The sequence below is a fragment of the Brevundimonas sp. SPF441 genome, from assembly GCF_009661015.1.
Lineage (GTDB): Bacteria > Pseudomonadota > Alphaproteobacteria > Caulobacterales > Caulobacteraceae > Brevundimonas > Brevundimonas vesicularis.
The window spans coordinates 19863-45189 of record NZ_WJWX01000025.1; the positions used below are offsets into that span (position 1 = coordinate 19863).

Annotated in this window: 33 protein-coding genes and 1 tRNA gene; 31 read left to right on the plus strand and 3 right to left on the minus strand. The window is 65.0% G+C overall.

Annotated features, from left to right (window positions below; all coding sequences use genetic code 11):
* Positions 1–123: 123 nt before the first annotated feature.
* On the minus strand, positions 124–261 hold the full coding sequence (locus GGC30_RS13225; protein ID WP_153925073.1) for a hypothetical protein: 138 nt from the start codon (positions 259–261) through the stop codon (positions 124–126).
* Positions 262–496: 235 nt separating this feature from the next.
* Between GGC30_RS13225 and GGC30_RS13230 the strand changes: the two genes are divergently transcribed.
* The 9 genes from GGC30_RS13230 to GGC30_RS13270 all read left to right on the plus strand — a co-directional run bounded on the left by GGC30_RS13230 (position 497) and on the right by GGC30_RS13270 (position 7267).
* A complete protein-coding gene (locus GGC30_RS13230) occupies positions 497–1705 on the plus strand; it encodes a hypothetical protein (RefSeq protein ID WP_228763743.1) in 1209 nt (402 codons plus the stop codon).
* A 4-nt stretch (positions 1706–1709) separates the two neighbouring features.
* On the plus strand, positions 1710–2159 hold the full coding sequence (locus tag GGC30_RS13235; protein ID WP_153925077.1) for a hypothetical protein: 450 nt from the start codon (positions 1710–1712) through the stop codon (positions 2157–2159).
* Positions 2160–2170: 11 nt separating this feature from the next.
* A complete protein-coding gene (locus GGC30_RS13240; protein ID WP_153925080.1) occupies positions 2171–3229 on the plus strand; it encodes a major capsid protein in 1059 nt (352 codons plus the stop codon).
* A 711-nt stretch (positions 3230–3940) separates the two neighbouring features.
* Positions 3941–4288 carry a hypothetical protein gene (locus GGC30_RS13245; protein WP_153925083.1) on the plus strand — a complete coding sequence of 116 codons (348 nt, stop codon included), beginning with the start codon at positions 3941–3943 and terminating at the stop codon, positions 4286–4288.
* A gap of 110 nt (positions 4289–4398) precedes the next feature.
* A complete protein-coding gene (locus GGC30_RS13250) occupies positions 4399–5109 on the plus strand; it encodes a hypothetical protein (RefSeq protein ID WP_153925086.1) in 711 nt (236 codons plus the stop codon).
* The gene (locus GGC30_RS13255) at positions 5106–5597 is read left to right on the plus strand and encodes a DnaT-like ssDNA-binding protein (protein WP_153925089.1); all 492 of its coding nucleotides are present in this window, start codon (positions 5106–5108) and stop codon (positions 5595–5597) included. Before GGC30_RS13250 ends, GGC30_RS13255 begins: the two co-directional genes overlap by 4 nt.
* Before the next feature lies 1 nt (position 5598).
* Positions 5599–5865, plus strand: a complete 267-nt coding sequence (locus GGC30_RS13260; protein ID WP_194943603.1) for a hypothetical protein — start codon at positions 5599–5601, stop codon at positions 5863–5865.
* 5 nt (positions 5866–5870) lie between these two features.
* Positions 5871–6896: a phage minor head protein gene (locus GGC30_RS13265; protein WP_153925095.1), complete on the plus strand. Its 1026-nt coding sequence runs from the start codon at positions 5871–5873 to the stop codon at positions 6894–6896.
* Positions 6893–7267 (plus strand): hypothetical protein, encoded by a 375-nt coding sequence (locus tag GGC30_RS13270; protein WP_153925097.1) that lies wholly within the window; start codon positions 6893–6895, stop codon positions 7265–7267. Before GGC30_RS13265 ends, GGC30_RS13270 begins: the two co-directional genes overlap by 4 nt.
* Here the strand turns inward: GGC30_RS13270 and GGC30_RS13275 are convergent.
* The gene (locus tag GGC30_RS13275; RefSeq protein ID WP_153925100.1) at positions 7264–7449 is read right to left on the minus strand and encodes a hypothetical protein; all 186 of its coding nucleotides are present in this window, start codon (positions 7447–7449) and stop codon (positions 7264–7266) included. The two genes, GGC30_RS13270 and GGC30_RS13275, sit on opposite strands and share 4 nt — an antisense overlap.
* A gap of 21 nt (positions 7450–7470) precedes the next feature.
* Here GGC30_RS13275 and GGC30_RS13280 point away from each other — a divergent pair, with 21 nt between their 5' ends.
* From GGC30_RS13280 to GGC30_RS13375, 21 genes are all read left to right on the plus strand, one after another.
* Complete coding sequence (locus tag GGC30_RS13280) at positions 7471–7869, plus strand: hypothetical protein (protein WP_153925103.1); 399 nt, start codon at positions 7471–7473, stop codon at positions 7867–7869.
* Positions 7866–8294: a hypothetical protein gene (locus tag GGC30_RS13285; RefSeq protein ID WP_153925106.1), complete on the plus strand. Its 429-nt coding sequence runs from the start codon at positions 7866–7868 to the stop codon at positions 8292–8294. The genes GGC30_RS13280 and GGC30_RS13285 overlap by 4 nt, the downstream gene beginning before the upstream one ends.
* 3 nt (positions 8295–8297) lie before the next feature.
* The gene (locus GGC30_RS13290) at positions 8298–8720 is read left to right on the plus strand and encodes a hypothetical protein (protein WP_153925109.1); all 423 of its coding nucleotides are present in this window, start codon (positions 8298–8300) and stop codon (positions 8718–8720) included.
* A gap of 1 nt (position 8721) precedes the next feature.
* Complete coding sequence (locus tag GGC30_RS13295) at positions 8722–9102, plus strand: hypothetical protein (RefSeq protein ID WP_153925112.1); 381 nt, start codon at positions 8722–8724, stop codon at positions 9100–9102.
* Complete coding sequence (locus GGC30_RS13300; RefSeq protein ID WP_153925115.1) at positions 9075–9401, plus strand: hypothetical protein; 327 nt, start codon at positions 9075–9077, stop codon at positions 9399–9401. Before GGC30_RS13295 ends, GGC30_RS13300 begins: the two co-directional genes overlap by 28 nt.
* A gap of 25 nt (positions 9402–9426) precedes the next feature.
* Positions 9427–9633, plus strand: coding sequence for a hypothetical protein (locus GGC30_RS13305; protein WP_153925118.1), 207 nt, complete (start codon positions 9427–9429; stop codon positions 9631–9633).
* Between the two features lie 60 nt (positions 9634–9693).
* Positions 9694–12012 (plus strand): hypothetical protein, encoded by a 2319-nt coding sequence (locus GGC30_RS13310; RefSeq protein ID WP_153925121.1) that lies wholly within the window; start codon positions 9694–9696, stop codon positions 12010–12012.
* Positions 12012–12593 carry a hypothetical protein gene (locus tag GGC30_RS13315; RefSeq protein WP_153925124.1) on the plus strand — a complete coding sequence of 194 codons (582 nt, stop codon included), beginning with the start codon at positions 12012–12014 and terminating at the stop codon, positions 12591–12593. The genes GGC30_RS13310 and GGC30_RS13315 overlap by 1 nt, the downstream gene beginning before the upstream one ends.
* Positions 12593–13225 carry a hypothetical protein gene (locus GGC30_RS13320; protein WP_153925128.1) on the plus strand — a complete coding sequence of 211 codons (633 nt, stop codon included), beginning with the start codon at positions 12593–12595 and terminating at the stop codon, positions 13223–13225. The genes GGC30_RS13315 and GGC30_RS13320 overlap by 1 nt, the downstream gene beginning before the upstream one ends.
* 8 nt (positions 13226–13233) lie before the next feature.
* Positions 13234–13659 carry a hypothetical protein gene (locus tag GGC30_RS13325; RefSeq protein WP_153925130.1) on the plus strand — a complete coding sequence of 142 codons (426 nt, stop codon included), beginning with the start codon at positions 13234–13236 and terminating at the stop codon, positions 13657–13659.
* Positions 13660–15900 carry a hypothetical protein gene (locus GGC30_RS13330; RefSeq protein WP_153925133.1) on the plus strand — a complete coding sequence of 747 codons (2241 nt, stop codon included), beginning with the start codon at positions 13660–13662 and terminating at the stop codon, positions 15898–15900.
* Between the two features lie 12 nt (positions 15901–15912).
* Positions 15913–16311 (plus strand): hypothetical protein, encoded by a 399-nt coding sequence (locus tag GGC30_RS16325; RefSeq protein ID WP_194943604.1) that lies wholly within the window; start codon positions 15913–15915, stop codon positions 16309–16311.
* Positions 16214–17407 (plus strand): hypothetical protein, encoded by a 1194-nt coding sequence (locus GGC30_RS13335; RefSeq protein ID WP_194943605.1) that lies wholly within the window; start codon positions 16214–16216, stop codon positions 17405–17407. The genes GGC30_RS16325 and GGC30_RS13335 overlap by 98 nt, the downstream gene beginning before the upstream one ends.
* Positions 17408–17463: 56 nt before the next feature.
* Positions 17464–17943 (plus strand): hypothetical protein, encoded by a 480-nt coding sequence (locus tag GGC30_RS13340; protein ID WP_153925140.1) that lies wholly within the window; start codon positions 17464–17466, stop codon positions 17941–17943.
* Positions 17940–18413, plus strand: coding sequence for a hypothetical protein (locus GGC30_RS13345; RefSeq protein WP_153925144.1), 474 nt, complete (start codon positions 17940–17942; stop codon positions 18411–18413). Before GGC30_RS13340 ends, GGC30_RS13345 begins: the two co-directional genes overlap by 4 nt.
* Positions 18414–18464: 51 nt before the next feature.
* Positions 18465–20486, plus strand: coding sequence for a hypothetical protein (locus GGC30_RS13350; protein WP_153925147.1), 2022 nt, complete (start codon positions 18465–18467; stop codon positions 20484–20486).
* Between the two features lie 104 nt (positions 20487–20590).
* Positions 20591–20986, plus strand: a complete 396-nt coding sequence (locus tag GGC30_RS13355) for a hypothetical protein (protein ID WP_153925149.1) — start codon at positions 20591–20593, stop codon at positions 20984–20986.
* 9 nt (positions 20987–20995) lie between these two features.
* Positions 20996–21778 (plus strand): family 16 glycosylhydrolase, encoded by a 783-nt coding sequence (locus GGC30_RS13360; RefSeq protein ID WP_153925152.1) that lies wholly within the window; start codon positions 20996–20998, stop codon positions 21776–21778.
* A gap of 462 nt (positions 21779–22240) precedes the next feature.
* Positions 22241–22717 carry a M15 family metallopeptidase gene (locus tag GGC30_RS13365; RefSeq protein ID WP_153925155.1) on the plus strand — a complete coding sequence of 159 codons (477 nt, stop codon included), beginning with the start codon at positions 22241–22243 and terminating at the stop codon, positions 22715–22717.
* Positions 22714–23094 (plus strand): hypothetical protein, encoded by a 381-nt coding sequence (locus GGC30_RS13370; protein ID WP_153925158.1) that lies wholly within the window; start codon positions 22714–22716, stop codon positions 23092–23094. The genes GGC30_RS13365 and GGC30_RS13370 overlap by 4 nt, the downstream gene beginning before the upstream one ends.
* A 494-nt stretch (positions 23095–23588) precedes the next feature.
* Complete coding sequence (locus tag GGC30_RS13375) at positions 23589–23798, plus strand: hypothetical protein (protein ID WP_153925161.1); 210 nt, start codon at positions 23589–23591, stop codon at positions 23796–23798.
* Positions 23799–24191: 393 nt separating this feature from the next.
* Here GGC30_RS13375 and GGC30_RS13380 read toward each other — a convergent pair whose 3' ends face one another.
* A complete protein-coding gene (locus GGC30_RS13380; protein WP_153925164.1) occupies positions 24192–25025 on the minus strand; it encodes an RNA methyltransferase in 834 nt (277 codons plus the stop codon).
* A 44-nt stretch (positions 25026–25069) separates the two neighbouring features.
* Here GGC30_RS13380 and GGC30_RS13385 point away from each other — a divergent pair.
* Positions 25070–25144 (plus strand) — tRNA-Asn (locus tag GGC30_RS13385).
* Positions 25145–25327: the final 183 nt, after the last annotated feature.

A 25327-nucleotide genomic window follows, 5' to 3' on the forward strand; every position in this document is an offset into this window, starting at 1 on the left:
CAAGACGGCGCATGGCACGCTTATAGTCGGGTCCGCACATGCGAACTCGCGACTGACAGAAGCCGATGTGCAGGCGATACGAAGTCTCCTCGGGACCATGACGCATCAAACCATCGCTGATCGTTATGGCGTTGAGCGTTCAACGATCAGCATGATCTCATCGGGCGCGACGTGGAGCTGGTTGAAATGATCAAGGTGGACTTCGAAAATCATGGCAGCAGGCTGACGTTGCACATCTCCGGCGACAGCGCTCAGGTGCATGTTCGCAGCGCCTTCGCGAGCGCACCCGAGAGCGGACACCAGCACCTGACGCCAAAACAAGCGCGAGAACTTGGCGACGCCCTACTCGCATGGGCCGAACATCAAGACTCCCTCGCTAAAGCAAAACGCGACCGCCGAGCTGCGAGGCAACGGGCCATTAAGCCCTAGGCCTGCCTGAGATCGAAGACGAGCCGGCTCCGGCCGCCTGACCCACCCACAATCGAAGGAGGCCCGCGTGCATCAGCCCGCAGCGCCGACGCGCGCCTTCCTGGTCAACAAGGGCCTGACGGCCGGTGATCAGGTCCGCGTCAACATCCGCACCCTGGCCAACTCGGCGGCTATCAAGCGCGAGAAACGCAACGGTCGCGACGTGATCATCGTCCCCTCCGCGACCCTGCCCGACGACGTCGTGATGAACGACATACTCTATCCGGCCGCCGAGATCGCTAAGTCGTTCAAGACCCTGGAGCGCACACCTGCTCCGCTGGGTCACCCTTCGGTCAACGGCAAGTTCCTCTCGGCCCGCGACCCCGAAGGCCTGAACCAGGGATGGATCGGCGCCTGGAACGAAAACGTGCGCCAAGAGGGCGGCCGCGTCTTGCTGGACAAGGTGATCGACGTCGAGCGCGCCAACCAGTCCGAGGGCGGCAAGCGCGTGCTGGCGGCCATCGACGCCGGCGACCCGGTCCACACCTCGACGGGCCTGCTGGCCATCATGGACGCCGCAAACGGCGACGTTCCCTACAAGTTCACCGCTCGCGACATCGAGTTCGACCACGACGCCATCCTTCTGGACGAAGACGGCGCCGCCACTCCCGACCAGGGCGTCGGCATGATGGTCAACTCGGCGGGCAAAGAGATCGACGTCATCAACAGCACCCTCACCGAGGATGCTGAGCGTGGGGTCGATTGGGCGCTGGATCACCTCGCCCAAGCTCTGGACCGGCGCGAACGTGCGTCGTGGCTGGAGCGCATCAAAACCGCCCTCATCGAAGCCCTGAAAGGCTCCGAGCGGGTCCCCTCTGAGCAGCAAAACAAGGACGCTGACATGACTGTCTCGAAAGAACAGTTCGATGCGCTGTCCGGCGAGGTGAAGACCCTCTCGGAAAGCGTTGCGAACATTGGCGCAAGCATCGGCACTTCGGTCGCCGAGGCCGTCGCCAACGCGCTGAAGCCCGTCACCGATCAACTGACGGCGAACGCAGCCGATCAGAAGGCCAAGGACGACGCCGAGCACGCCGATCTGGTGGGCAAGGTGGTCAAGGCCAACCTGCTGGACGAAGACACGGCGAAGGAGCTGACGCTCAACGCCCTTCGCAAGCTGGCCCCTAAGGCCGAGCCCGGCAAGGCTGCGCCGATCGCGAACAGCGGCTTCAAGCTGCCGAGCGCCAATGGCGGCAAGCCCGCGTTTAAGGCCCCGGCCGCTCAGAAGACGGAGGCCTAAGCACATGCCCCGCTTCAACAAGATCTACGCTGGCCCCGTCACCGAGGTCACGCCCCAGGTCCAGGAGCGCATCTGCGCTGCTGCGGTCCTGCCGGGCATCGCTCTGGTGGAGTCCGGTTCGGCCTTCGCCATCGCGGGCGCCAACAGCGGCGACAAGCTCTACATCGCTCAGGATAACTACCTGGCGCTGAAGGGCACTGACGACGCTTGGCCCGCAGGTGACACCGTCATCGGCATGGAAGCGCTGGATGAGCAGTTCTTCAACATCCGCGTCCCGACCGGCACCAACGTCGCTCGTGGCACCGAACTGACCACCAGCGCGGCCGGCAAGTTCGTGCTCGCCACCACGGGCCAGAACGTCGCCTTCGTCGCCGAAGAGGCCTTCAACAACAACACCGGTTCTGACCAGCTTGTGCGTGCGCGCAAAGCCGGCCGGAACGTGGTCGCCGCCTAAGGAGGGCGAACATGCGCTATTTCGACGAACAGCTCGTCGCCAACTCCCGCCCGCACCAGCAATGGTGGGGCGAGTTGAGCGTGGCGCGCGAACACTTCCACCGGGTCGAAGACCAGCATGCCGCCCTCTACGGCGAGATGTCGGGCGTCACCAACGCCTCGGCCGTCCTGCCGCGCGACGCCTGGCTAGAGCTGGACACCATCACCACCCGCGTCATGCGGGACGATGGCGGCAGCGTCTTCATGGCTGACCTGATGCCGCTGGCCAAGCCGGTGAACATCGGCAAGCTGGTCCACATGACCCGCACCGCCTCGGACACCGCCAACCCGGTGTTCCGCTCGCTGTCGGGCCAGGTGCCGGTCGCCATGGACAAGACGGTCTACAACTACGCCGGCACCGTCGTTCCGATCTTCGCCGACGGCTACGGCCGCGAATGGCGGGAATGGAACACCCTGCAGTCCGAGAACTTCGACGCTCTGGCTGACGATCAGGAAGGCTCGATCGACAAGCTGAACCGCGACATGGCCAGCTATGCCCTCGACGGCGATACCACCATCAAGTTCCAGGGCTACACCGGCTACGGCATCCGCACGTCGCCGCTGACCAAGCTGATCAACATCGGCGCGGGCGGGGCGAACATCGACCTGACCACGGCGACCCCGGATCAACTGGAAGCGTTCTTCGTCGGGCCCTTCGGCGCTATGCTAGACGCCAACCTGATCACCGAGGCCGTCAACCTCTACATCAGCCCCGACATCGCCCGTGCCTGGGACCGTTCCTATTCGAACGCCCAGGGCTTCAAGCAAGGCACCATCCGCGAGTTCGTCGCTCGCAACCGTCGCATCAACAAGATCGAGGTGACGTGGCGCCTGACGGGTAACCAGTTCTTCGGCTTCGTGCCGAACGCTCGTTACATCCGCCCGATCGTCGGCATGGCCGTGAACACCACGGCGATGACGCGCCTGAACCCGACGGACAACTACCAGTTCCTGAACATGGGCGCGATGGGGCTGGAGATCCGCGGCGACTACAACGGCAAGTCGGGCGTCTTCGCCTCGACCACAGTCTAACCCGGCGGGGCCTGGCTCCGGCCGGGCCCTTCCCTCTTTCTACCGGACGTGACCCCAAGACTTCCCCGACTGGATGTTTCCGATCTGCTGCCGTGAGACGCCATAGACCTGGGCAAGTTCGCCCTGCGTCGCCGTCGAGGCAGCAGATCGTATCGCCCGGACATCATCTTCGTTGACCTTCGCTCTCGGCGACTGTTCCCCAACCGGCCATGTGCCGTGGTCGATGCGATCGAGTTGGTTTTCCACTCGGCTCTTCCAAGACAGGTGAGCGCCGCTGACACATCCCTCATGGCCTCGCCCGCAGGAGTGAGCAGCTTCCATCCCGGGGCCAGAGTCGCCATGGACCCGATTACAGACAATGCGGTGGACGCCTGTAGACCGCCCCTTGCTCTTAATCTCGGCATAGCCGCGCCCGTTCCGCCCATATGGCCAGATCAGGCACTCAGGCCCGGCGTGGGCTACAGCCCGATCAACAAAGGCGAGACGCATAGCCGGCGAAGCACCCCCAGCCGTCGCATCGCCGTGCGCTTTCCAGCGCCGGTAATGAGGTCGGCAAAGACCCCGAAACTTCACTGGTCTCGCGCACTCAGCGATCGAGCATGTGTCGGTGTCGGTCATCTCAAACCCCGGGCTGGTGGATGTCGCTAGCCTACCGCAAGCGGTGCCCTGAAAATAGGTCATAACGACCGGCGGCACCAGAAAGGAACTGCAATGCGTATCCGTATTACTGACGCCGGCATCTACGATGGCGAAGGCAAGGAAATCCCGGTCGGCACCGAACTCGATGTCGCCGACTTCGACGTCAACGACGAGGGCCAACCGGTCGAGCCCCACCCCTGGGGCGGCCGGTTCGTCGCCATCGGCGGCGGCAAGAAGGGCAAGAAGGGCGTCAACAACGATGGCGCGCTGAAGGCCGAGCATCACGGCGGCGGCAAGTTCAACATCACCCAAGGCGAACAGGTGCTGCTGGAAGGCATCTCGAAGGCCGACGCCGATGCGTTCAATGCCCTGTCCGACGAGGACAAGCAGGCGTTCGTCGCCTCGCAGGCCAAGGCCTAAGACGTGGCGGGCTACGGACACTTCTGACTGGTCGTGGTAAGAAGACGAGCCCGCCCGGTGTTGACGCACCAGGGCGGGCTCTAACCACCATCACCTGTTAGGAGGTTCCGATGGCTGACCGACGCATATGCGCGGTAGAGACGTGCGACAAGGCCCCCGTAACGAGAGGCTGGTGCAGCGGGCACTATCACCGCTGGCAACGATACGGCGATCCAACTGGCGGCCCGCAGCTGATGGATAACAGCGGCTCATGCAGCGTCGAAAACTGCACTTCCACGGCGAAATCGCGCGGCCTTTGTTCAAACCACTACTATCATCTGCGGACCCACGGAGATCCGCTAAAGGATGCTCCGCCTCGGAAAAGCCAACCTTACAACTGGCTGGTTGAGCACGCTCATCACCAAGGCGACGAAGCCTGTCTTTTCTGGCCCTTTGCTCGCTCCGCAGGCGGACGGCCCTCGATCAACATCAGCGGCAAGACGCGGATCGCTCATCGCGAAATGTGTCGCCTCGCTCACGGCGAACCGCCAGCGCCCGATTATCAGGCTGCTCACTCCTGCGGTCGCGGTGACGATGGCTGCCTGAACCCGAACCACCTGCGCTGGGCTACAGCCACAGAGAACGAAGCTGACAAGCTGCTCCACGGCACATCTAACCGGGGCGAGCGGCACGGCATGGTCAAACTGACCGAAGATGAAGTCAGAGCGGTTCGCGCTCTTAAGGGAAAGCTGAGCCAACGAGCGGCAGCGAAAGCCTTGGGCTACACGCGCGGCGTCGTCTGCGACATCTGGACCGGCAGAACTTGGGGATGGCTGGAATGAGCGGTTATGGTTCAGACCAAGGGTTCAACGAGTGGGCGGCCGAGAACGGCTATTCCACCTCGACCGGTGACCTGACCGTAGCCCAGCTACGCCAGCGGGCCAGCGACTACCTCGACGGCCTCTATGGCGCCCGGTTCCGGGGCGAGCCGGCCGGAGGCATCGACCAAGAGCGCGCCTGGCCCCGGATCAACGCGACGGCGTGGAAGACGCCGGTCGCCACCGACGTGATCCCGCGCAACGTCATCATCGCCAGCTATCATGCGGCCATCCAGGAAGCGCTGAAGCCCGGCTCGCTCTCGATTTCCGCTGCCAACTCAGGTGCCCTGAAGCGCAAGAAGGTGGACGTGATCGAGAAAGAATACTTCGAGGGCAGCGGCAACGCCGTCACCGACAACACGCTGCGGCTGAGCGCCGTCGAAGGCCTGCTCGCCCCCTTCCTCATTCCAGAAGACGCTCCGGCGACACTCGGCCTATGGGCGGTTGGCTGACATGCTGACCTGTGCGACTGTCCCGGCCGTGACCCGCCGCATCGACAACGATGACCCCAGCCTGACCGCGCCCGACATGGCTGCGCGGATGGCGACTGAGACTCTGATGGACATCGTCGGCTCGGCCGATCTGCTCCAGAAGTCGATCATTCACGACAACCCGATCGAGCAGCAGCAGAAGATCATCGAAGTCGCCCGCGCTCAGTTCGAGGCCTATCTCGACCTGATGATGGAAGCGGCGCGCCACGCCAGGGCGCTGAAGCCCTAAACCCCATGGCCAGACGCCCGTCTCAGAAACGGCTCTTCCGGGAGCTGGCGGCGAAGTATGGCCAGGAGGTCGCCCAGGCCTTCATGACTGCCATCCGCGACCTGACCCGGCAGGTTGAGATCCAGAAGCTTCTGCTGGCCCTGGAACGCCGCGATCTAGACGCCGCCATGCAGGCCCTGCACATTGATCGGGCCGCTTTCCAACCTCTGGAAGCCGCGCTGGTCGAAGCCTTCACCGCCGGGGGCCAAGGCGCTGTCGCCACCATGCCGGCCGCCGTGTCCATTGGCTTCCGCTTCGACCCCGGCAACCAGCGCGCCGCCGCGATCATCCGCGAGACGGCCGCCACGCTAATCACCCGCCTGACGCAGGGGGAAATCGATCAGGCCCGCGCCTTCCTTGCCGACGGCATGGCGCGCGGCGCCGGTCCTCGCTCTGTGGCGCTGGATCTGGTCGGAAGGATCAGCCGAGCCACCGGCGAAAGAACTGGCGGCATCCTGGGGCTTAGCGGGCCTCAGCGTGACTACGTCGCCACCGCCCGCGCCGAACTGGCGTCGACGGACCCTGCCCTGCTCCGCAACTATCTGACCCGAAACCAGCGCGACCGCCGTTATGACCGCGCCGTGGCCCGCGCCATCGAGGCCGGCAAACCTGTCCCGCCCGAGACCGCCCGCACGGCCGTCACCCGCTATTCCGCCCGCCTGGTCCGTCTCCGCGGCGAAGTCATCGCCCGCACCGAAGGCCTGCCCGCCATCCGCGCCGCCAAGCATGAGGCGTTTCAGCAGCTCGTTGATGATGGCCGGGTCGAGGTCATGGACATCGTGCGCGGTTGGAGCACCACAGAAGACGGACGCCAACGCGACACCCACGACGCCATGAACGGGCAAGAGGTGCGCGGCTTAGACATGCCGTTCACCAGCCCGAGCGGCGCCCAGATGATGTTCCCCGGCGACACCTCACGCGGCGCGCCGGCGTCCGAGATCGTGGCCTGCCGCTGCGACGAGTTCATTGCCGTGAGGAAGTGGCCCCTATGAGCATCATCGACGGCCTCGCGGCGGAGGCTTTGGCAGACTTCGGCGAGGACTTCGAAAGCGGCTCGCTGACCGTTCCCGGCACCCGCACCCCCGATGGTCAAGGCGGCTTCATCAACGGCCCGGCGACGGTCTATTCCTGCCGCGTCCTTCTGACCGACTACAGCGACTTTCGCCGGCAAACCCTCGGCATCCCTGCAACTGACCGCCAGGTGCTTGTCCTGGGCGCGTCTCTGCCCTCGGGCATCATCCCAGCCGCCGGGCACAAGATCACGGCCCCAGACCCCGGCAAGGGCCTGTTGCCGACCACCTTCGACGTGATCGCCAAGACTGGCGACCCGGCGGCGGCCCTCTACAAGCTCCAGGCGCGCTAGGCGTCCTCGGCTCTCACGGGCGCGGCGGGCGTGCCCTTCGGCAGCGCGCCGATCACCGCCGCAACATCGGGCCAGTCGAACTGCTCAGCATCAGCGGCATTCGGCGACCAGGCTCTCGCCTCGGTCAAATATTGGCGCGGCTCCGTCGTGGTCACGACGATCAGTTTCGATGGCTGGGTCATCGGCCTTCATAGGAGGCCGCCATGGCGAAAGTCACGCTCGACCTCGGCGCCATCGATGCGGTTTCGGATCGCGCGGCTGAGGCCGGCCTTCGACAAGCGCTTGGGGAATACGAGCGCATCCTAAAGACCGACGTCCTGAACCGCGCCGGGTCGGGGAAGCAGTACGGCAAGCATCAGGCATCCGCACCCGGCGAACCCCCTGCCCGCGACCTCGGCAATCTGGTCGCCAACACGAACGCAGACCCGACCATCCGCGACGACGGTGACGACAAGGTTGGTACGGTCACCGCCAACGCCAACTACGCCCTGCCCCTTCACAACGGCACCGAGCGCATCGCGGCGCGCCCCTTCATGGATGTGCCGGCGAAAGAAAACCAGCGCGAGCTGACCGAGGCGTTTGTCAGGGGGGCGAGAGAATGAACAGCACCGCCGCCATCTTCGCCCGCCTGAACGGATCGCTGTCGATCATCGACCGCCTCGACGTCTTCGAAGACCGCGCCGCCATCTTCAACGACCGCGCCCCTGACGACTTCCAGTTCACGGGTAAGGCCGCCTTGGTGATCGCCGCGCCATCGGGCGACATCGACGCCAGCACCTTCTCCGAGACCATCCGCGACATCACCCAGGACGTCCGCCTCTACGCTCGCGACACCGGCTCGACAGCCGCCATCGACGCGCTGGGCCGCGACATCCGCGACCTCTTCCACCTCCAGGCCTCACAGATCGAGGTCGAGGACGGAACCTGCTCTCTCGCGACCGCTACCGGGCCGGTTGCAGCGCCGACCACTGACCCCTCGCTGGTCGGTCGGCGGGTTCAGCTCCGGCTCCAACTGAAAAAGGACTGACCTATGGCCTATCTGGCTCAAGGGGCGATCAAGGTCGAGGTCAACCTCGGCACCGACGGCTCGCCCGACTGGACGAACGTTCCCGGCGTCACCGTGGCCAATGGCCTCGGCTTCTCCGAAAACCGCATCGACGTCACCGACTTCGACACCGCGCCTGGCACGCAGGAAAGCATCTCGGGCGCCCGGCCGAACGTGCCCCTGACCTTCACCATGCATGATGAGCCCACGGATGAAGCCCAGATCGCCATCCATGAGGCCTGCGACGACAACGAGCCGATTGGCTTCCGCCTGCTGCGCGGCGCCAAGGCCCAGGAGTTCAAGAGCGTCCCGACCGTGTCGCTGACCGCCCCCGTCAACGGCGTGGTGACCTACAGCGTCTCGGCGACCCCCGACGCTAAGCCGACCCGCACCACGGTCACGCCGTAACATGAACGACGCCCGCCTCGGCATAGTGCGCCTGTCGCTCCCAGACGAGCGACAGGTCGCCCTGCAACTGACCTTCGCCGCCTTGGACGCCAAAGGCCACGACTGGCTGCTGGATCGCTTCAAGGTGCTCCAGAAGGGTCGTGCCGGGGCGTCGTCTGCTCTCGGTGATCTCTTGGAGGTTCTGACCGCCGGCGCCATCACCAAGGCCGACGTCATCGGCGCGCCTGTCGCCGCGTTTCCCCTGTCGCCTTGCATGAAAGCCTGCTGGGATGCCTGGGAGCTTGCCCAATATGGCCCGGCCGGGAGGTCCGCCGAAGCTGGCCCCGCAAACCCTCAGACGCGACGGCCGACGCTGTGGAGGCGGCTCTTCGGGCGGCGCTGAAAGGCGGGCTGTCCGAAGCCGAGTTCTGGAAGCTGACGCCCTATCGCCTGGGCATGATCCTGACCGAGCGCGGGCGCGGTGAAGCAGCCTCGGCGCTCTGGACCGGATGGATGGTCGCCCGTCTCGCTGTTGAGCGGGAGCCGACGCTGTCAGGGCCGCAGCACTATTTCCGCGAGTTCTTCGACCCGTCCGGGAAAGCCTCCGATGCCGAGGCGATGGCCGACGCAGAGTTCAACCGGATCGCCCGCGTCTATGGCGTCGAGATCGTGGACTTGTCGGATGAGGGTGCGGCGCCCTAGCCTGTCGCTCTTTCGGGAGTGACGAATGCTGAAGCTGATCGCCGGTTGGATACTCGTGCTGCTGGGCCTCGCTCTCGGTGGCTTCGGGCTTCTGGCCCTTTCTGGCCCGCCCCAAACGTTGGGCCTTGGCAGCGCCGCGCAGCTTCTGGCCTTGCAGACACAGATGCTGGTCTTAGGGTCGACCTCTCTCATCGTCGGGACAATCCTCCTGACAACCAGACGGCGCGACTAGCGCTCTCGACATTGATCCTACCAGGGCTCGCTTCGGCGGGCCTTTTTCTTTGGAGGCGGCATGACCGACAGCCCTGTAGTCGGCAGCGCCTCTTGGGAGCTGCGCGCCACACGCGACAAGCTGAAGCAGGATCTGCGCGACTCCGAGACCGACGTAAAACAGGCCGTCGGCGCCATGGAGAGAGATGCCAGCGCCGGTGCAGACCGGGTTGGCGCGTCCTTCGGGAAAATGGGCAAGGCTATCGGGGTCGGCATTGCTGCCGTCGCCGCCGTAGCTGCCGCTGGCCTCGCCATTGCGGTGCAGTTCGGCCAGGCCAGCCTCAAGATGGCCGACGACTTGGCCAACTCGGCCCAGCGCATTGGGATCGGCACGGCCGCACTTCAGGAATGGCAGTACGTCGCGCGCAAGACCGGCGAGGACGCCTCAGCAGTCAGCGGCTCGCTAGAGACCTTCTCCAACAAGTTCGCTTCTGCCGCCGCCGAGCTATCGAAGGCGGACGTGAAGGCCTTCGCAGCCCTACGCCTAGATCCGGAAGACCTCCGCGGCTTCAAGGACGTCGAGGCGGCTCTTGATGAGGTCGTGGACCGTATCGGTTCACTGAAGAGCGAAAGCGACCGCGCCGCGATTGCTGAACGGCTGGGCCTAGGTCCGCTCGCTTCGGCACTTCGCGACGGTTCGGCTGAAGTCGCTCGGCTGAGGGACGAGGCGCAAGCCCTCGGCTTCGTGATGGACGAAGATCTGATCCGGAAAGGGTCGGAAGCTCAGGGCCAGATGGAAGACCTGGCGCAAGTGATCGGCATCCAACTCGCCGGGGCTTTCATCGAGCTGTCAGACGAGGTGCTGACCTTCACCAGCTATATCGCCGACGCGCTGCGGGGCCTGAACGCTTTCATCGAGCGCGCTCAAACCTGGAAGACGCGTGTCGACGCCATGTACGGCGACGGCGTCACCACAGGCATCAAGGAAGGCGGCATCATGGGCCCCCTCCGCGCCATCGGGAGCACGGTCGGGTCTGTCGTCTCTGGAAGGACGTTCCGAGCCGCCGCTGACATTCGCGCCGGCAACAGCCTCCCGGATTACGCCAATCCGATCGACGCCAACGCGGTAGCTGCCTTCGGTGTGTCGCCGCCGTCGCCCCGCACACCTCGCAATGACTTCGCCGGCACGCTTTCCGTTCCAGCCGGCCGCACCCGCACCGACAATAGCGCTCAGCGCGCCGCCGAGCGCGAAGCCCGCCGGGCCGAAAGGGTCGAGCAGGAAATCTTCCGTGCCCGCCAACGCCTGCTCCAAGTCGCCGAAGACGACATCCTGACCGCCCAGCAGCGCTATGACTTGGCGCGCGAGCAGCTGAAGATGGATCGCGAGGCGCGCGACGCGGAAATCCAGAGCAAGTCCGACCGGGGCGAGATCAAGGCCGCTGAGCGCCGCCAACTGGACGCCGCCAACGCCTCGGCCGACGCCCTTGAAGACCGGCTGCTGACCGACAACGCCTTCCGCGAAATCCAAGACGAGCGCCTGGCGACGGAGAAGCTGCTCTCAGGACTGACCGCCGACCTGCTGTCGCTTCAGTCCGGCGCCGCCCGCACCGCCAAGGAGCGCCAGCGGATTGAACTGGACCTGCTGGAGATCACCCAGCGCCAGCGTCGCGAAGCCCTACGTTTGGAGCTGGACCGCAACCCGTCTCTGACCCAAGCCCAGCGCGACGGCGCGATGGCCACCAACGGCCGGATCGAGCGCGGCGAACGCGACGCCGTCATCCGCAACAACCTGTCGCCTCTCCAGGCTTGGCGTGACGAGAGTCTGAAGACTGCCGACGAAATCCGCGAGGCCTATGAGAACGTCGGCGCCCGCGGCCTCGATGCGCTCAACAGCGGCATCGTCGATGCCATCATGAACACCAAGAGCCTGGGCGAGACCTTCTCTTCAGTGGCTAAGCAAATCCTGGCAGACCTGCTGTCGATCTCGGTGCGGCGCGGGATCACCGAGCCTCTGGCGGACATGCTGTTCGGAGGTTCGGGCTCTGGATCAGGCGGCGGCATCGGCTCGTCGATCTTCTCAGCCATCAAGTCGGCGCTGAAGATCCCCGGCTTCTCCAGCGGCGTCTCCAACTTCGGCGGGGGGCTCGCCTATGTACATGCCGGCGAAATCCTGGCCAATCTGCCTCAGGGCACCGACGTGATCCCTGCGCATGCCGTCCAGGCCATGGGAAGCAAGGCCAGCGTTTCGCGCGTCGTGGTGACCACGAATGACGACCGGTTCAACGCCTACGTTGATGACCGCGCCGCTCGGCCGGCCGCTGCTGCCTTCAGCACCGCTCGGAAAGCAGTGCCGGCCGACATGGCCCGGACTGACCGCTACACGCTGGGGCGTCGTCGCTGATGTCTGTTCTGGTCCTGCCGACCGATCCGGCCCCCGCCAACATGGGCATCGCCATGATCACGGCGAAGAACGTCTTGGCCCCGGCCTTCGGTGACGGTGAGCAGGAGCTTCTGCGCAAGGGCAGCCGCTACGCCCTCACCTTCCAGATGCCGCCGATGCGCTACGTTACGTCGATGGACTGGGACGACCTGATGGCCGAGGGCGATACGGTCGTCATGAAGGTGCATCAGCCCGGCTTCGACACTGGCGCGCCTGGCACGCCGCGCGTGAACGGCGCCGGTCAGTCCGGATCCGCTCTGGTGATCGACGGCCTGACGAGCGGCTATGTCATCCGCAAGGGTCAGTTCCTGTCGGTCATCACCCAAGGCCGCCGCTTCCTCTATCGCGCCAAGGCCAATGTGACGGTCTCAAGCGGGACAGCGACCGTTCCGCTCCGCACGATGCTGCGCTTCCCCCCGGCGGATAACGACGTGGTTGAGATCGCCCAGCCCATGATCGAGGGCTTCGTCCGTGACATGGATAGCTGGGAAGTCGGCGTCGACCGCCTGGTCGTCCTTAAGTTCACGGTGAGGGAGCGCTGATGGACGCGAACCTGATCGCCGCCTATCAGCAGCCCGCCTTCGTCAAGGCGACGCTCGTTCGCTTCGATATGGCTGGCGGGGCCATTTGCTTGACCGACGGCGGGTTCGTCGTCTTCGACGCCGGCGAAGGGAATGGCCCCGAGGCCTATGTCGGCCATCACCCGGTCTATGGCTCGCTCGACACCGTGGGATCGATCAAGGACGGTTCCGAAGCTCAGACGACCCGGATCGACCTGGGCATTCTGCCGGTCTCGGACGTCGCGGCCGCCGCCCTCGCCGCCCCGTCAACGCAGGGCACGCGGGTCCAATGGTGGGAGGGCGCTGTCGATCAGGCCTCCGGACTCCTCATCGGCGCGCCCGAGCTGAAGTTCGACGGCGAGATCGACAAGCCCCGGTTTCAGGTCGGCGATAGCTGGCTGCTGACGCTGGAGTGCGGCACCCAGGCCGAACGCCAGCTGGAACCGAACTCGGACTGGCGCCTGAACCACGCGACGCATCAGCGGATCTGGCCCGGCGAAATGGGCTTGGCCTACGTCGACGGTGTCGCCCGCAAGAACGAGTGGCGCAGTCGGCCGGAGAACCCCGGCCTGTTCAAGCGCCTGCTCAACACCTTCGTGCCTTTCTCCAAGTAGGGCGATCCATGCACCCCATGATGAAGCGCCAGGCTGCGACGCAGGCCTGCATGGACCGCTTTGCCTTCAAGGCCGTCGAGCCGGGCAAGCGCGACTGCGGCAAGCTGGCAGCCCACGCCATGGGCAAGATGGGCCGGTCGGCGAAGCTGCTGAACGGGACGCGCCACAAGACCTTCGCCGGCGCCCTGAAATACATCCGCCGCCTTGGCTTCAAGGATCTGATCGCCCTGATGGATGCGACCGGCCTTGAGCGCTTGCCGCCGGCCGCCGCCCTGCCCGGCGACATCATCGCCATGCCCTCGGAAGACGGCGACGGCTTCGGCTGCTCGCTCGCCGTGGCGCTGGATAACGGCCGGGTGCTGGGCCTGAACCCCGCCTCGGGCCTGATTGAACCGATGATCCCTCACCTGTTCATCTGCGCCTGGAGGGTCTGAATGCCGTTCCTCCTGCCTGCTGCTGCGTCTGCCGTCTCCGCCGCTGCGCCGGCCGCTGCTGCCGCAGGCGCCAGCGCTGCCGCCTCGGCCGGGATCGGCGCGACACTGACCAGCATCGCCGGCAATGTCCTGATGAATGTCGCCATCTCGGCGGCGATGTCGATCTTCCAGCCCCAGGTCGGGGTGGCGGGTCGGACGTTTGAATGGACGCTGGACCCCGACGGCCCTATTCCCTTCGCCGCCGGGCGCATCGGCGTTCCCGGCTCGGCCGTCTATCGGAAGACCTTCGGTCCCGACCTGATGTATTACGGCATCCCGTCGGTGCTCTCGGGCGCTGGGCCGATCGACGGCTTCGAAGGCTTCATGGCCGACGACGAGACCGTGACCTTCGACGGGTCCGGCAAGGCCGTAAGCAGCCAGTACGCAGGCGAGCTTTGGTACAAGACCAAGCTCGGCACGCAGCCCGACACCGCCATCACCTCGCCCACAGGGCTGAAGAACGGGGCGACCCTTCCTGGCTGGACCTCAGCTCACCGCCTGTCGGGACTGGCCTCGTACATGATCGTCATGGGCGAGAACTCGAAGGGAACCGCCTTCCCGACGGGTGAGATCAAGCCGATCATCACCTTCCGCGGGCTGAAGGTTTATGACCCGCGAAAGGACAGCACCTACCCTGGCGGGTCAGGCGCGCACCGGCTGGCCGACCCTGCGACGTGGACTTATTCCGCCAATCCGATCTTATGGGCGCTGAAATGGACGCTGGGGCTCTGGGCAGGCCCCAACGGCAAGGGCGCGCCACAGGTCGATTATCAGGTCGGCGGCATCGGGGCGAAGCTCTCCGGCATCGATATCCCGGCCTTCGTCGCCGCCGCCAATGTCGCGGACGCCAACGGCTGGACCTGCGCCGCTTATCCGACCACTGACGACGACAAGCACCAGGTGCTGACCGGGTTCTTGCAAGCGGGCGGGGCCATCTACGCCCAGCGCGCCGGCAAGATCAGCTGCATTCAGCGGGCCGCCCCCCGCACCAGCATCGTCACCATCTCGGCCTATGACACGGCAGGTCCGTTGGAGATCGACACGGCTGCCAGCCGCATCGACCGGATCAATACCCTGCGTCCCCGCTTCTGGAGCGAGCCACACCGCTGGCAGATGACGGCCCTCGACCAAGAGGTGACCGCCCAGGCCTATCGCGACGAGGACGGCGGGATTCGCCCGTCCGGCATCGACTATCCCTATGTCACCAATGCCCGCCAAGCGGGCCAGCTCGCCGCTCTCCAAATCGCCAACACGCGCGAGGGCATCGCGGGTGTGATCCCGCTGAAGCCGCACCTGCAACGCATCCGGCCGGGCGACGCCTTCACGATCACCGAGGCGGGATTTGTCCTGAACGGGCTGAAATGCCTGTGCCTGAACACCGACTACGACCCGGCGACGGGCGTGGTGCGGGTGTCGTTCGTCAGTGAGACCGACGCCAAATATCCTTTCGCCCTGGGCCAGAACCCGACGCCGCCGACGCCACAGGTGCTGACCCCGGTTGACCCCCGCTACGTCTCGCCTCCGGCTATCGGCGATTGGACGCTCGCCGCCGAAACCCTTGTTGAGAACGGCAGCTCGATCCCGATCATCGCATTCACTGGCGCGTGCGAGAACGCCACAGCGGAAAGCGTCATCTTCGAGTTTCGCCCGGTTGATGACCCGCCTCGCCTATGGGCGGGCGCCGGGGTTGAGGGGCCAGCCGTCGAGCGTAAGGAGGTGGGCGGCCCTATCACCCAAGGCACCGCTTACGAAGGTGCGGTCAGCTATCGGCGCGGCAACAACGTCTCCGACCGTCTAGTGCTGGGCCCAGTTACGGTTGGCTCATATGCCGTGTCGCCAGGACCGGCAGCGCGGCGGTTGGTCAGCCAAAGCATCGACTATCCGTTCACAAGCGACGGCGCCTCTATCACCATCGCCAGCGCTTTTACTGGCGTAGTCGAAGGTTCGGGTGAGACCGTCTCCTTCCCGACAGGACTGGTCACCGGCCTGGCCAACTCCACGCAATACGGCGTCTTTTGGAAGGCTGGCGTTGGCTACGAAGCCGAGGCCTATCCAGCAACCACGCGCATGACTACCGGATCGTGGGTCTTCGTCGGCTGGCAGGCCACGTCAGATGGCGCTGGTGGCTATCCGATCACTCCCCCGCCTCCACCGGGATGGGGCGGCGCAGGCAATACGCCTGCATCACAGAACGACATTTAGGGACACCCTGAAATGATCACACCAGGACGCCTGGACCTCACGGTTCAGCGATGGACGCCGTTCGTCTATCAGATCGACTTCAAGGGCCTGGATTTCACCGGCGCCACGATGGCCATGCAGGTTCGCCTCTACCGTGATGCGCCGAGCGCCGCGCTGATCAGCCTCGCCAACGCCGCGGCAAATGCCGAGGGGCTTTCGGTCTCCGTTGCGACCGCTGACGGCGTGACGACTTCCACGGTTCAGATCCGCATTAATGAGACGACCGCAGAAGGTCTGCTGCTGAATGCCGGCAAGCCTGGCGACGACATCACCCTTGTTTACGACCTCCACATCACGGGCGGGGGTTTCCCCAAAACCCGCTGGATCGAGGGCGTCCTCATCATCAGAGCCGGAGCGACGCAAAATGGCTGATGCAATTGTTCAGGTCTTTGAAGGCCGCGCCACCATCAGTTTCTCTGGCCCCGAGGTCATTTCCTCGTTGCTGACCCAGGCAAGCGCGGCGGCCCAATCGGCGGCCGAAGACGCCGGACGGGCAGTCGAGGCCAAGGATGAGATCGTCGCAATCAGCGACTTAATCCAAGAGTCGATCATCCCGCCGAACCTCGACGTTGGGACGGTCCAATCGGGATCGAGCAACCTCATTCGTATGGACCGGATCGTGACCAACGGGGCCAACGACGGCACCTCTCAGGTCTATCAGCTGGTCAATCGGGTCTATGCCCGAGGGGCGGTCAACTATGACAGCGTGCGCGCTCATTACAGCGGGACGCATATCGATACGACGGCTGGGACGACGACCAACGCCGATGGCCTCCACCAATACGTCTGGCTGGGCGGCGCCGGGAACGTCGCCTATTCCAAGGTCATCGCCGCGCATCTTCGGGCGGACGGTCCCGGCGACGTCGGAGAGGCGATCCTGTTCCGCGCGGTCTCCACGACCCTAGGTGCGGACGCCAGTGTCGGACAGATCAAAGGCTTCAGTTCAGGCCAGCTCGGCGATCCGACCAAGGTAGACAGCGTCATTGCGTTTGACGCTGAAGACACGTCGGCTGTCAGTTACGCTATCGGCTTCCGGTCGACCTTCATGGCCGGCGACAACAAATATGCGTTCTTTGGCGCAGGCACCGCGCCGAGCGCATTTGGCGGCAAGGTGGGGATCGGTCAGACGATCCCGCCGCTCTGGCAGCTGACCGTTAAAGGGTCCGACAACAACTGGACGGCGGACATCCAGAATGATCATAGCTCCAGTCCGTCCGGCGTCCGGGTCCGATATACGGGCTCCGCTCCGTCCAGCAGCGAAAACTACTTTTACTCCGGTTACGACACGAGCGGCCTGAAGTTCGGCATCGCCAGCAACGGTCGGTATCAGATCGGCGCCAACTTCGTCCTGAACTCTCGCCAAGCCGCCGTCACCGCTCCGACCGGCGGCTCTACGGTCGATGCTCAAGCGCGTACCGCGATCAACGACTTGATCCAACGGCTTCAGGCCCACGGCCTCATCAGCTGACACCCGACATGCCGCCCAACGGCTGTTCCACCACGGCCTGACATTCGGAGACCTTCATGGCTCGTTTCATCCGCTGGGTGGCGGAACCCTTCACCGTGTTCGGGATCGGCGCGACGATGAACCTGATCCTGAGCGCGGCGGCCTATGCCGGCGTCATCGGCGCGGACCGGATCGACCCCGACTGGATATTCCTGGCGGGAGCGGCCGGGGGGATCGTGTCCGCCATGGTTCACGTCGGCGTGGTGTCGCTGGGTTCCGAACCTGCGACCTCGCGCGAGATCGTTCGGGCCGTGATCGAGGGGGTGTTCGCCGTCGTCGTCGGCGCGCTGGTCGCCCGGTTCTGGGCCGCGCCCATCGCTCTGCGACTGGCGCCTGACATCAACCCGTCCGACCTGAGAGCCATCGGCTTCGGGATCGGCATGGGGGCGTGGCGCTTCGCACCTGGTCTGTTTGGGGCCGTCAAACTGCTGTCCAACCCCGCCACGCTTCGCGATCTGGCCCTTCGCTGGCTGGGCGGCACGAGGGCCAACCCATGACCCCTGTCGATATCGTAGCCGTCATTGCCGCCGGGCTGGTCGGACTGACCGTTCTCGCCCGAGCGGAGTTGGTTTCGCCGCGCGTTCGCAGTTCCTACGCCAGCAACGGGTTCGTGCGGTTCGGCATGGACGCCGTCGCCTTGGTGACGGTGTTCGTCATCTTCGAGGTCGTTGGCGGCGCGCATGTGCCCGACGCCGTCGCCTGGTTCTTCGTCATCGCCGCCCTGACCTCGACCGCCATGCTGGTCAGCATGTTCGTCCACGATGGGCGCGAGGTGCTGGAGGTCCGCCGGGCGGAGACGCGGGCCGCCGACGTTCAGGACATGAAGGAAGCGGTGGCGGAGACGATCCCGCCGGCCGTGGAGCGCTCTCTGGAGAAGGTGGTCACGAGTTTCGCCGAACCTGCGCCCGATTACGATCGGCTGATCCGCATCGAGCCGGTCCCGTCTGCCCCGCCGCCCGGCGACTGACGAACCCGGTTCGTCTCCATCCCACAATCTGACCTGCCCAACGGAGACGCCATGTCGCCCGCCGCCCTGAAGCGCGCCCTCGATCCCGCCTACATCGGGTCGCCGTTCGCCCAACCCTTCCAGTTTTTCGATGGCGACGCGTCCACGCCCATGGACCTGACGGGCCGCACCGTGGTGCTGTTCCTCGACCGGCAGGGCCTGCCCGACGCCCATCATGAGATCACCGGCGTGATCCAGACAGATGGCCGTGTGCTGTTCTCGGTCGCGGACACCTCGTCATGGATCAAGGGCGACTACTCGCTGGAGGTCCGTCTTGATGGCGTGTCGGTCGTGGTCGGCCGGATCGTGGTGGCCAAGGGCGCGGGCGCGAGCGGCTCGGACATGGTCGGCGCGGCTCAGCCTCCAACCGCCCCCGGCGTCGTTATCGCGGGATCAGGCGTCGTTCAGGTCGTCAGCGTGGCTCCCAGCGCCGCGACGGACCCTTCTGGCATCATCCTGCCCCAAGACCTCTCAGCTGCCCTTGGCGGCGCGGAAACGCTGGCGGACGCCCTACTCTGGCTGGCGCAGAACGGCGGCACGCCCTCGCCCATCCTCCGCGACCTGATCGGCGGCGTCGTCATCAGCAGCGTGGCGACCGGCGCGCTGTCAGTGGCGGCCGCTGGCCAGGTGCTTCTGTCCGGCGCGATCAGCAGCGTGTCGTCGGCGACTGGGTCGCTGACCGTCGGCGCGGCAAGCAGCATCGCCCTTGTCGGCTCGGCCGTCTCGGTCTCTACGTTGACGGGCGCCATGACCATCGTGAGGCAAGTCGCTCTGGCCGGCACAGCGGCCGGCGTTTCGGTGGTGGCGGGATCGCTATCAGTGACGGCCTCTGGTCCAGCAGCAATGGCGTTCCCCGCGCAGGGCGCTGCCTACGACTTCGACTGGACGTTCCTTGTCGACCCGGTTGCGCCGTATCGAACGATAGCGCCGAACACCGGTTCGCAGCCGATCGGCAGCAACACCAACCCTCTGCTCTACAAGCAGATGACGACGCAGGTGTCTCACTACATCGAGGACATCGACGGCACGCTGCTGCTGCGGGACGGAAACATGGGGCCGCGCCGGTCGCGCAAGGGCCTGATGTCGTTCAACGGGCAGTGGAACCGCGCTGTTGCGCCTCGTGACCTGACGAACGCCGCCTGGGTCAAGGCGAACGCGACCGCCACCCTGAACCAGATCGGCCGCGAGGGGTCGGCTAACGCCGCTTCGCTGCTGACCTTCACGGCGGATAACGGCACCGTCACGCAGGCCATCACCAACGCCTCAATCCTCCGTCGTCTATACTTCGACGTGAAGCGGGTGTCTGGCACTGATCCGCTGGAGTTCAGCTTTGACAACGGGGTGACATGGTATTCGATCACGCCGACCGGAACAGGATGGAACCGGGCCAAGTCGTCCCTGCAAACCGTAACCGATCCGACGATCATCCTACGCGGTAAGAACAGCAACAGCTTCGTGCTGGACTTCATCAACCTGATGGAGCCGCGCGAAGGTCTGGCCTCGACCATTCCCGACATCATTCGCTTGACCTCCGCGACGGGCGTTGGTCGCGACCGCATCCACCACACCGACACTTCGGCGGGTGGCGGACCATCGGGCGAGCAGGGCATCAACATCGTGCGTTCGCGATACACGCACGGCCTGTTTGTCGAGCTTTGCTACATGAACCCGGCGACCCTCGTGGCGACGCTGGGGGGGCTTTCGGTGGACGTGCAGACGACGCCCTCGCCTGCGGTTCTGGTCATCAATCGTGAAGATGCAAACGAGCAGGTCAGCGCGCCAGCGATCCTAGACGACGGAACCTTCACGAAGTTCAACAAGATTTTCTATTTCCGCACCCCGACCGAGCTTCGCTTGGCGGTGAACGGCGTTTTGTATCGGACGGCCAACGTTCGCAACTACACGACGGCCACGACACACGACTTCGCCACCAACGGTGCGCTTAGCGCGCTGGAGGGCTTCGTGAAGCGCCAACCATGGTTCGACGACAGTCGCGTTCCTAGCGACGCCGAGATGATCGCGTGGACATCGTGACCCGCCGTCAGATCGTCGCCTCGCGCGTCACCGCCCTCATCCTGTTCCCCGTCGCCTTCTGGGCTGCGGTGATCGTCCTCACTCTCACCTGAAGGAGACCCGCCATGAGCGGACTGAGCACCTATACCCAGAATGCAATCCTGAACTGGCTCAAAGGCACAACGATGCCGAGCGCACCGGCGGCCGTCTATGTCGGCTTGTTCAACGGCGATCCGACCGACGCCGGATCGGGCGGGGCCGAAGTGACGACCACGGTTCGCGCCGCTGGTCGCGTCGCCGCCACCTTCGGCAACATCACTGGCAACACCTCGATCGCCAACAGCGCCGATGTCGATTTCGGTCAGGCGGCCGGCGCAGCAACGGCCTCCCACTTCGGCCTGTTTTCGGCCGCGTCGGGTGGTCAGCTGCTGGCCTCGGGCGCGCTGGCGGCGTCGCAGAGCATCGTCGCCACCAACCTGGTCAAGTTCGCGACCGGCGCCCTGACCGTGACCGTGGACTGAGGGTGAACCATGGTACTCTCTGAATCCCAAGCTCGCGCCCTGCGCCTGAAGCGCGCTGATCGCGTCGGCGACATCGCCAACGCCCAGGCCGACATCGACGCCATTGACCGGGAACTGACGGGCCAGGCCGCTCCGACCGATCCCGTCGTGACACCGCCCAAGGCCTCGGTCCTGCCGCCCATCGCCGGGCCGCTGACGCCGAACGCCTGGGGCAACTCGTGGACACCGTCCGATTGGGACGAGCCGAAGATGAACGGCTATCGCTGGTCCCCCAATAACGTCTTCCTCGACGGGACGGACCTGAAGGTGCGCCTGACCGAGAAGAACAGCGCCCAGATCCAGCAGACCGGCGCGGCCCGCAGCGCCAAGGGCCGCTGGGAGGTCGATGTCACCCTCGCCGCTCCGACGCCCGGCATGATCCAGGCGCCGCTCTGGACCTACAACAACGAGACCCGCGACGAGCTGGACTTCGAATGGGTCGGCGACAAGGGCCTGCAGCTGAACGTCTACGCCAAGGGCGTGTCTGTCTGGTCCAAGACCATCGCCAACGTGAAGGATGGCCGCCACCACATCGCCGTCGAGTATGAGGCCAGCAAGTCGGTGATTTTCATCATGGACGGCGTCGAACTGGACCGCGTCACCCCGGCCCAGACGAAGGGCGCCGCGTTCCCGACCTCGCCGATGAAGGCCTATATCGAGGTCTGGCCGTCACTGTCCGAGGGCTGGGCGGGCAAGTGGCAGGGCGCCGGGTCCGGCCTGACCATGACCGTCCACGGCTTCAAGCAGTCCTGACGGCTTAGCGGCTCGGCTGATGTGTTCATCTGGCCGAGCCGCTGGCGCGACCTGAGCCATCCGCGCCGCCGATGCCAACACATCGACACTCTCACCGTATGCGGAAAGCAATCCGCTGCAACCCTATGACGGCCCGGCCGATGATGTCCTCGCCCAGCCGGGCCGCCTGACGCAGTTCGGGCACGAGCTGCGACGGCGCGGCGAATAGCGCAACCGAAGGGTGGTGTCATCGGATTCGAGGCACGCCCGCAAAGATCAGGCCTGTGATCCAGGTCAGCACGGGCAACAGCATAGATGCGGCCCTCTTCTTCTCGACCGCCATGCTTCCCCCCGAAACTGAAATGGCCGGGGCATCTGCGGAACCTCCGGCCCATAGCTCCCCGCTAGAGCGAGCGCTTGGCTCAACCTTGACGGTATATCGCGCACCCAAGACGCGCAACCCCCACAATCTGGAGACTGACCATGCCGTATGTGCTGGGCGCGAAGTCGCGCGCCGAACTGAAGGGCGTCCACCCCAATCTGGTCCGAGTCGTCGAACGGGCGATCCAGATCACGTCGCAGGATTTCAGCGTCCACGACGGCCTGCGTACGGCCGAAGAGCAAAAGGCGCTGGTCGCCTCTGGCGCGTCGCAGACCATGAACTCGATGCACAGGCCCCAGGCCGACGGTTTCGGCCATGCCGTGGATCTTGTGCCTTTCGTCAACGGCAAGATGCGTTGGGAGTGGCCCGCCATCTACCCGATCGCTGCCGCCGTGTGGCAGGCCTCGCGCGAGCTTGGCGTGTCGATCCGCTGGGGCGGGGCCTGGATCAACATGGCCGATATCAAGACTGGCACACCCGGCGCCATGAAAGCGGCCGTCGATGCCTACGGCGCGGCGCGGCGCAAGCTGGGCAAGGCGGCGTTCACCGATGGCCCTCACTTTGAGCTGGCCCGATGATCGCCGCCCTCGCCTTCCTCCGCTCAATACCGCGTATGCTGAGCCCAACCGGCTGGCTGATCGTCGCGATCATCGCCGCCTTCGTCCTGACCGGCGCCTATTGCTCCCACAGGGGCGCACAGGGCGAACGCGACCGTCAGGCGGCCCAGACACAGAAGACCGAGGCAAAGGCCACCAGCGCACGGGAAACCGCTGCTGTCGAGGCCTCTGTCGAAACCCCCATCATCAACGCCCGCGAAAAGGATTTCTCCGATGCGGTCAACTCGCTCCCCGATGCTGTCCCTAGCGCTCGCCGCGTCCGTCTCGCTTGCGAGCGGTTGCGCCACCAGGGCGCCGCAGAGCGCTTTCTACCCGAGCCCTGCCGATCTGGCGGTTGAGCCGAAGCCGGTCCTGGCGCCCGAGGCGATCTATTCGGAGGCCGCGCTCGACGCATACGACATCGCCATCGAGGCGCGGGGTGATCGGCTGGCGGCCCAAGTTGGGCGTCTGTGCCGGTTCTTTGACACGATGGGTATGCGAGGGCTGGATTGTCCCCCGCCGCCACGACCGGGCTAGATGCCCTCGACATTATCGACCCCAGCGTCGAGCCTTGGCTCCGCTATCGAGGCCGCTCCGGGAAACCGGGGCGGCTTTCGTCGTTCCTGAAGTAAAAAACATGAGTCGGGACAATTACTTGCCCGAATCGCACAACTAGGGCATGTCTCCCAAGTTGGCAGCTTTGCTGCTGACAGACGAAAGGCCGGGGTGACAGCCCCGGCCCCTAGATGAACCGGCTGGCGGTTCGTTTTGTGCACAGGACGCGTTATGAGTTTGTTCGGAGCCTTAGTCAAGCCGCCAGCCATATTCTCGGGACCAAAGGAGCCCGATCAATATGATCGCTGCAAACAACAACGCGCCAAGCCGCATCCTCACCTTCAATGACGCTGTTCTGATCTGGCTTCGTCACTGGTCGGGAGAATTCCAGAACAGGATCGCTGCCAGCTTCGACGTGAACCCCGGTCGGGTGAACGAAGTGCTCAAACGGCGTCGACACGTCGGAAGTGAAGAGGCCGCCAGAGAGCTTGTTCGCACGGCAGCTTGAATGCCGGGCCGTCATCCTTCGGGGTGGCGGCTTTCGTCGTGTTCCGCTCACAGGAACCGATGGTCACTGCTGGAGTTAACCGCAGCAGAGCCGGCTTATGAGGGTGGTGGCCCGGCAATATGCGCCACCCCGTTCGGTGGGCGGTCTATTACGTTCCCAGGGTGAGGCCGCCCGCCACAGACGCCCTCGGTTCACGCCGGGGGCGTTTTGCTTTTGAGCAGAGCGGAAATTTCCGGTTAGGCTAACCCGGAAAAATCCCATAGTTTTCAGTACTGTAATCGCCGCAGGCAAGACAGGCCAAGTCGTTGAATTGACTGCATTGCGTGAGTTCCGGTCAGGCCTCCATCGCGACGATACGGACGAAGGCCGCCCCTCGGGGCGGCCTTCGCGTTTTCAGCTTCCAGTGAGCGCCGTCGTCGTCAGGTGATGAAGCGCAACCGCACTGGTCGCCGCGACATTCAGCGAATCGAACCCGCCCGCCATGGCGATGCCGATCGGCCGGCAACGGTCGATCAAATCCTTGGGCAGCCCCGGCCCTTCCGACCCCAGCATCAGAGCGACCGGTCCGGCGCGCCTGTAGTCCGAAAGCCGCTCGGTCGCCGAAGGCGTCAGCGCCAAGACCTCGACGCCGGCCCGCTGCAGAGCCTCGATAATGTCTGTCGCGCCGGCCACGACGAACGGCGTGCGCAGCACCGCGCCGACCGAAACGCGAATCGCCTTGCGGTAAAAGGGGTCGCAGCAGGTCGGATCAAGCAGCACCGCCTTAGCGCCGAACGCGGCGGCGTTCCTGAACAAGCCGCCGACATTGTCGTGGTTGCCGATCCCGCTAGCCACGAGGAACACGTCCTGCGGCCCGATATCCGCCAGCACTTTGTCCAGCGACAGCGGCTCGGGCTTTTGGCCCAAGGCCAGAATGCCCCGATGCAAGTCGAATCCCGCGATCCGGTCCAGCACGGCCTGGCCTGCGACATAGACGGGCGTCGCGGACGGCAGAGACGTGATGACATCGCCCAATGCCGCAACGCGCTTTTCCGCCAGCAGCAGCGACAAGGGCTGACAGCGCGACGCCATCGACGCCAGTCCACGCACCACCACCTCCCCTTCCGCGATGAACAGTCCCTGACGACCCGTCAGATCGCGCTCGCGGATATCGCGGTAGGCCGCAACACGCGGGTCGTCGGGATCGTCGATAAATATCGTTTCGATTGGCTCGTTTTCCCATTGCAAGATCAGAACGGCCGCTGCTATACGCCCGCCTCCCGAGCAGATGTTCCGCAGTAGCTCAGTGGTAGAGCAGCCGACTGTTAATCGGCTGGTCGTAGGTTCGAATCCTACCTGCGGAGCCACTCGGGGTAAAGACTGAGGCCAGACAAGGCGTTAGGTCGAATACTTTCCAGATGATCTGATCTTTTCGAACGACGGCCGAGCTATTGGGCGCAGGTTGTCCCGCGCTGTGGTGTCGCTTTGACGCACCCCGCCCCTGTCCGTAGATCAAAGCGAACCTTGGCCAACCTTGAGCGTTGGCAAAG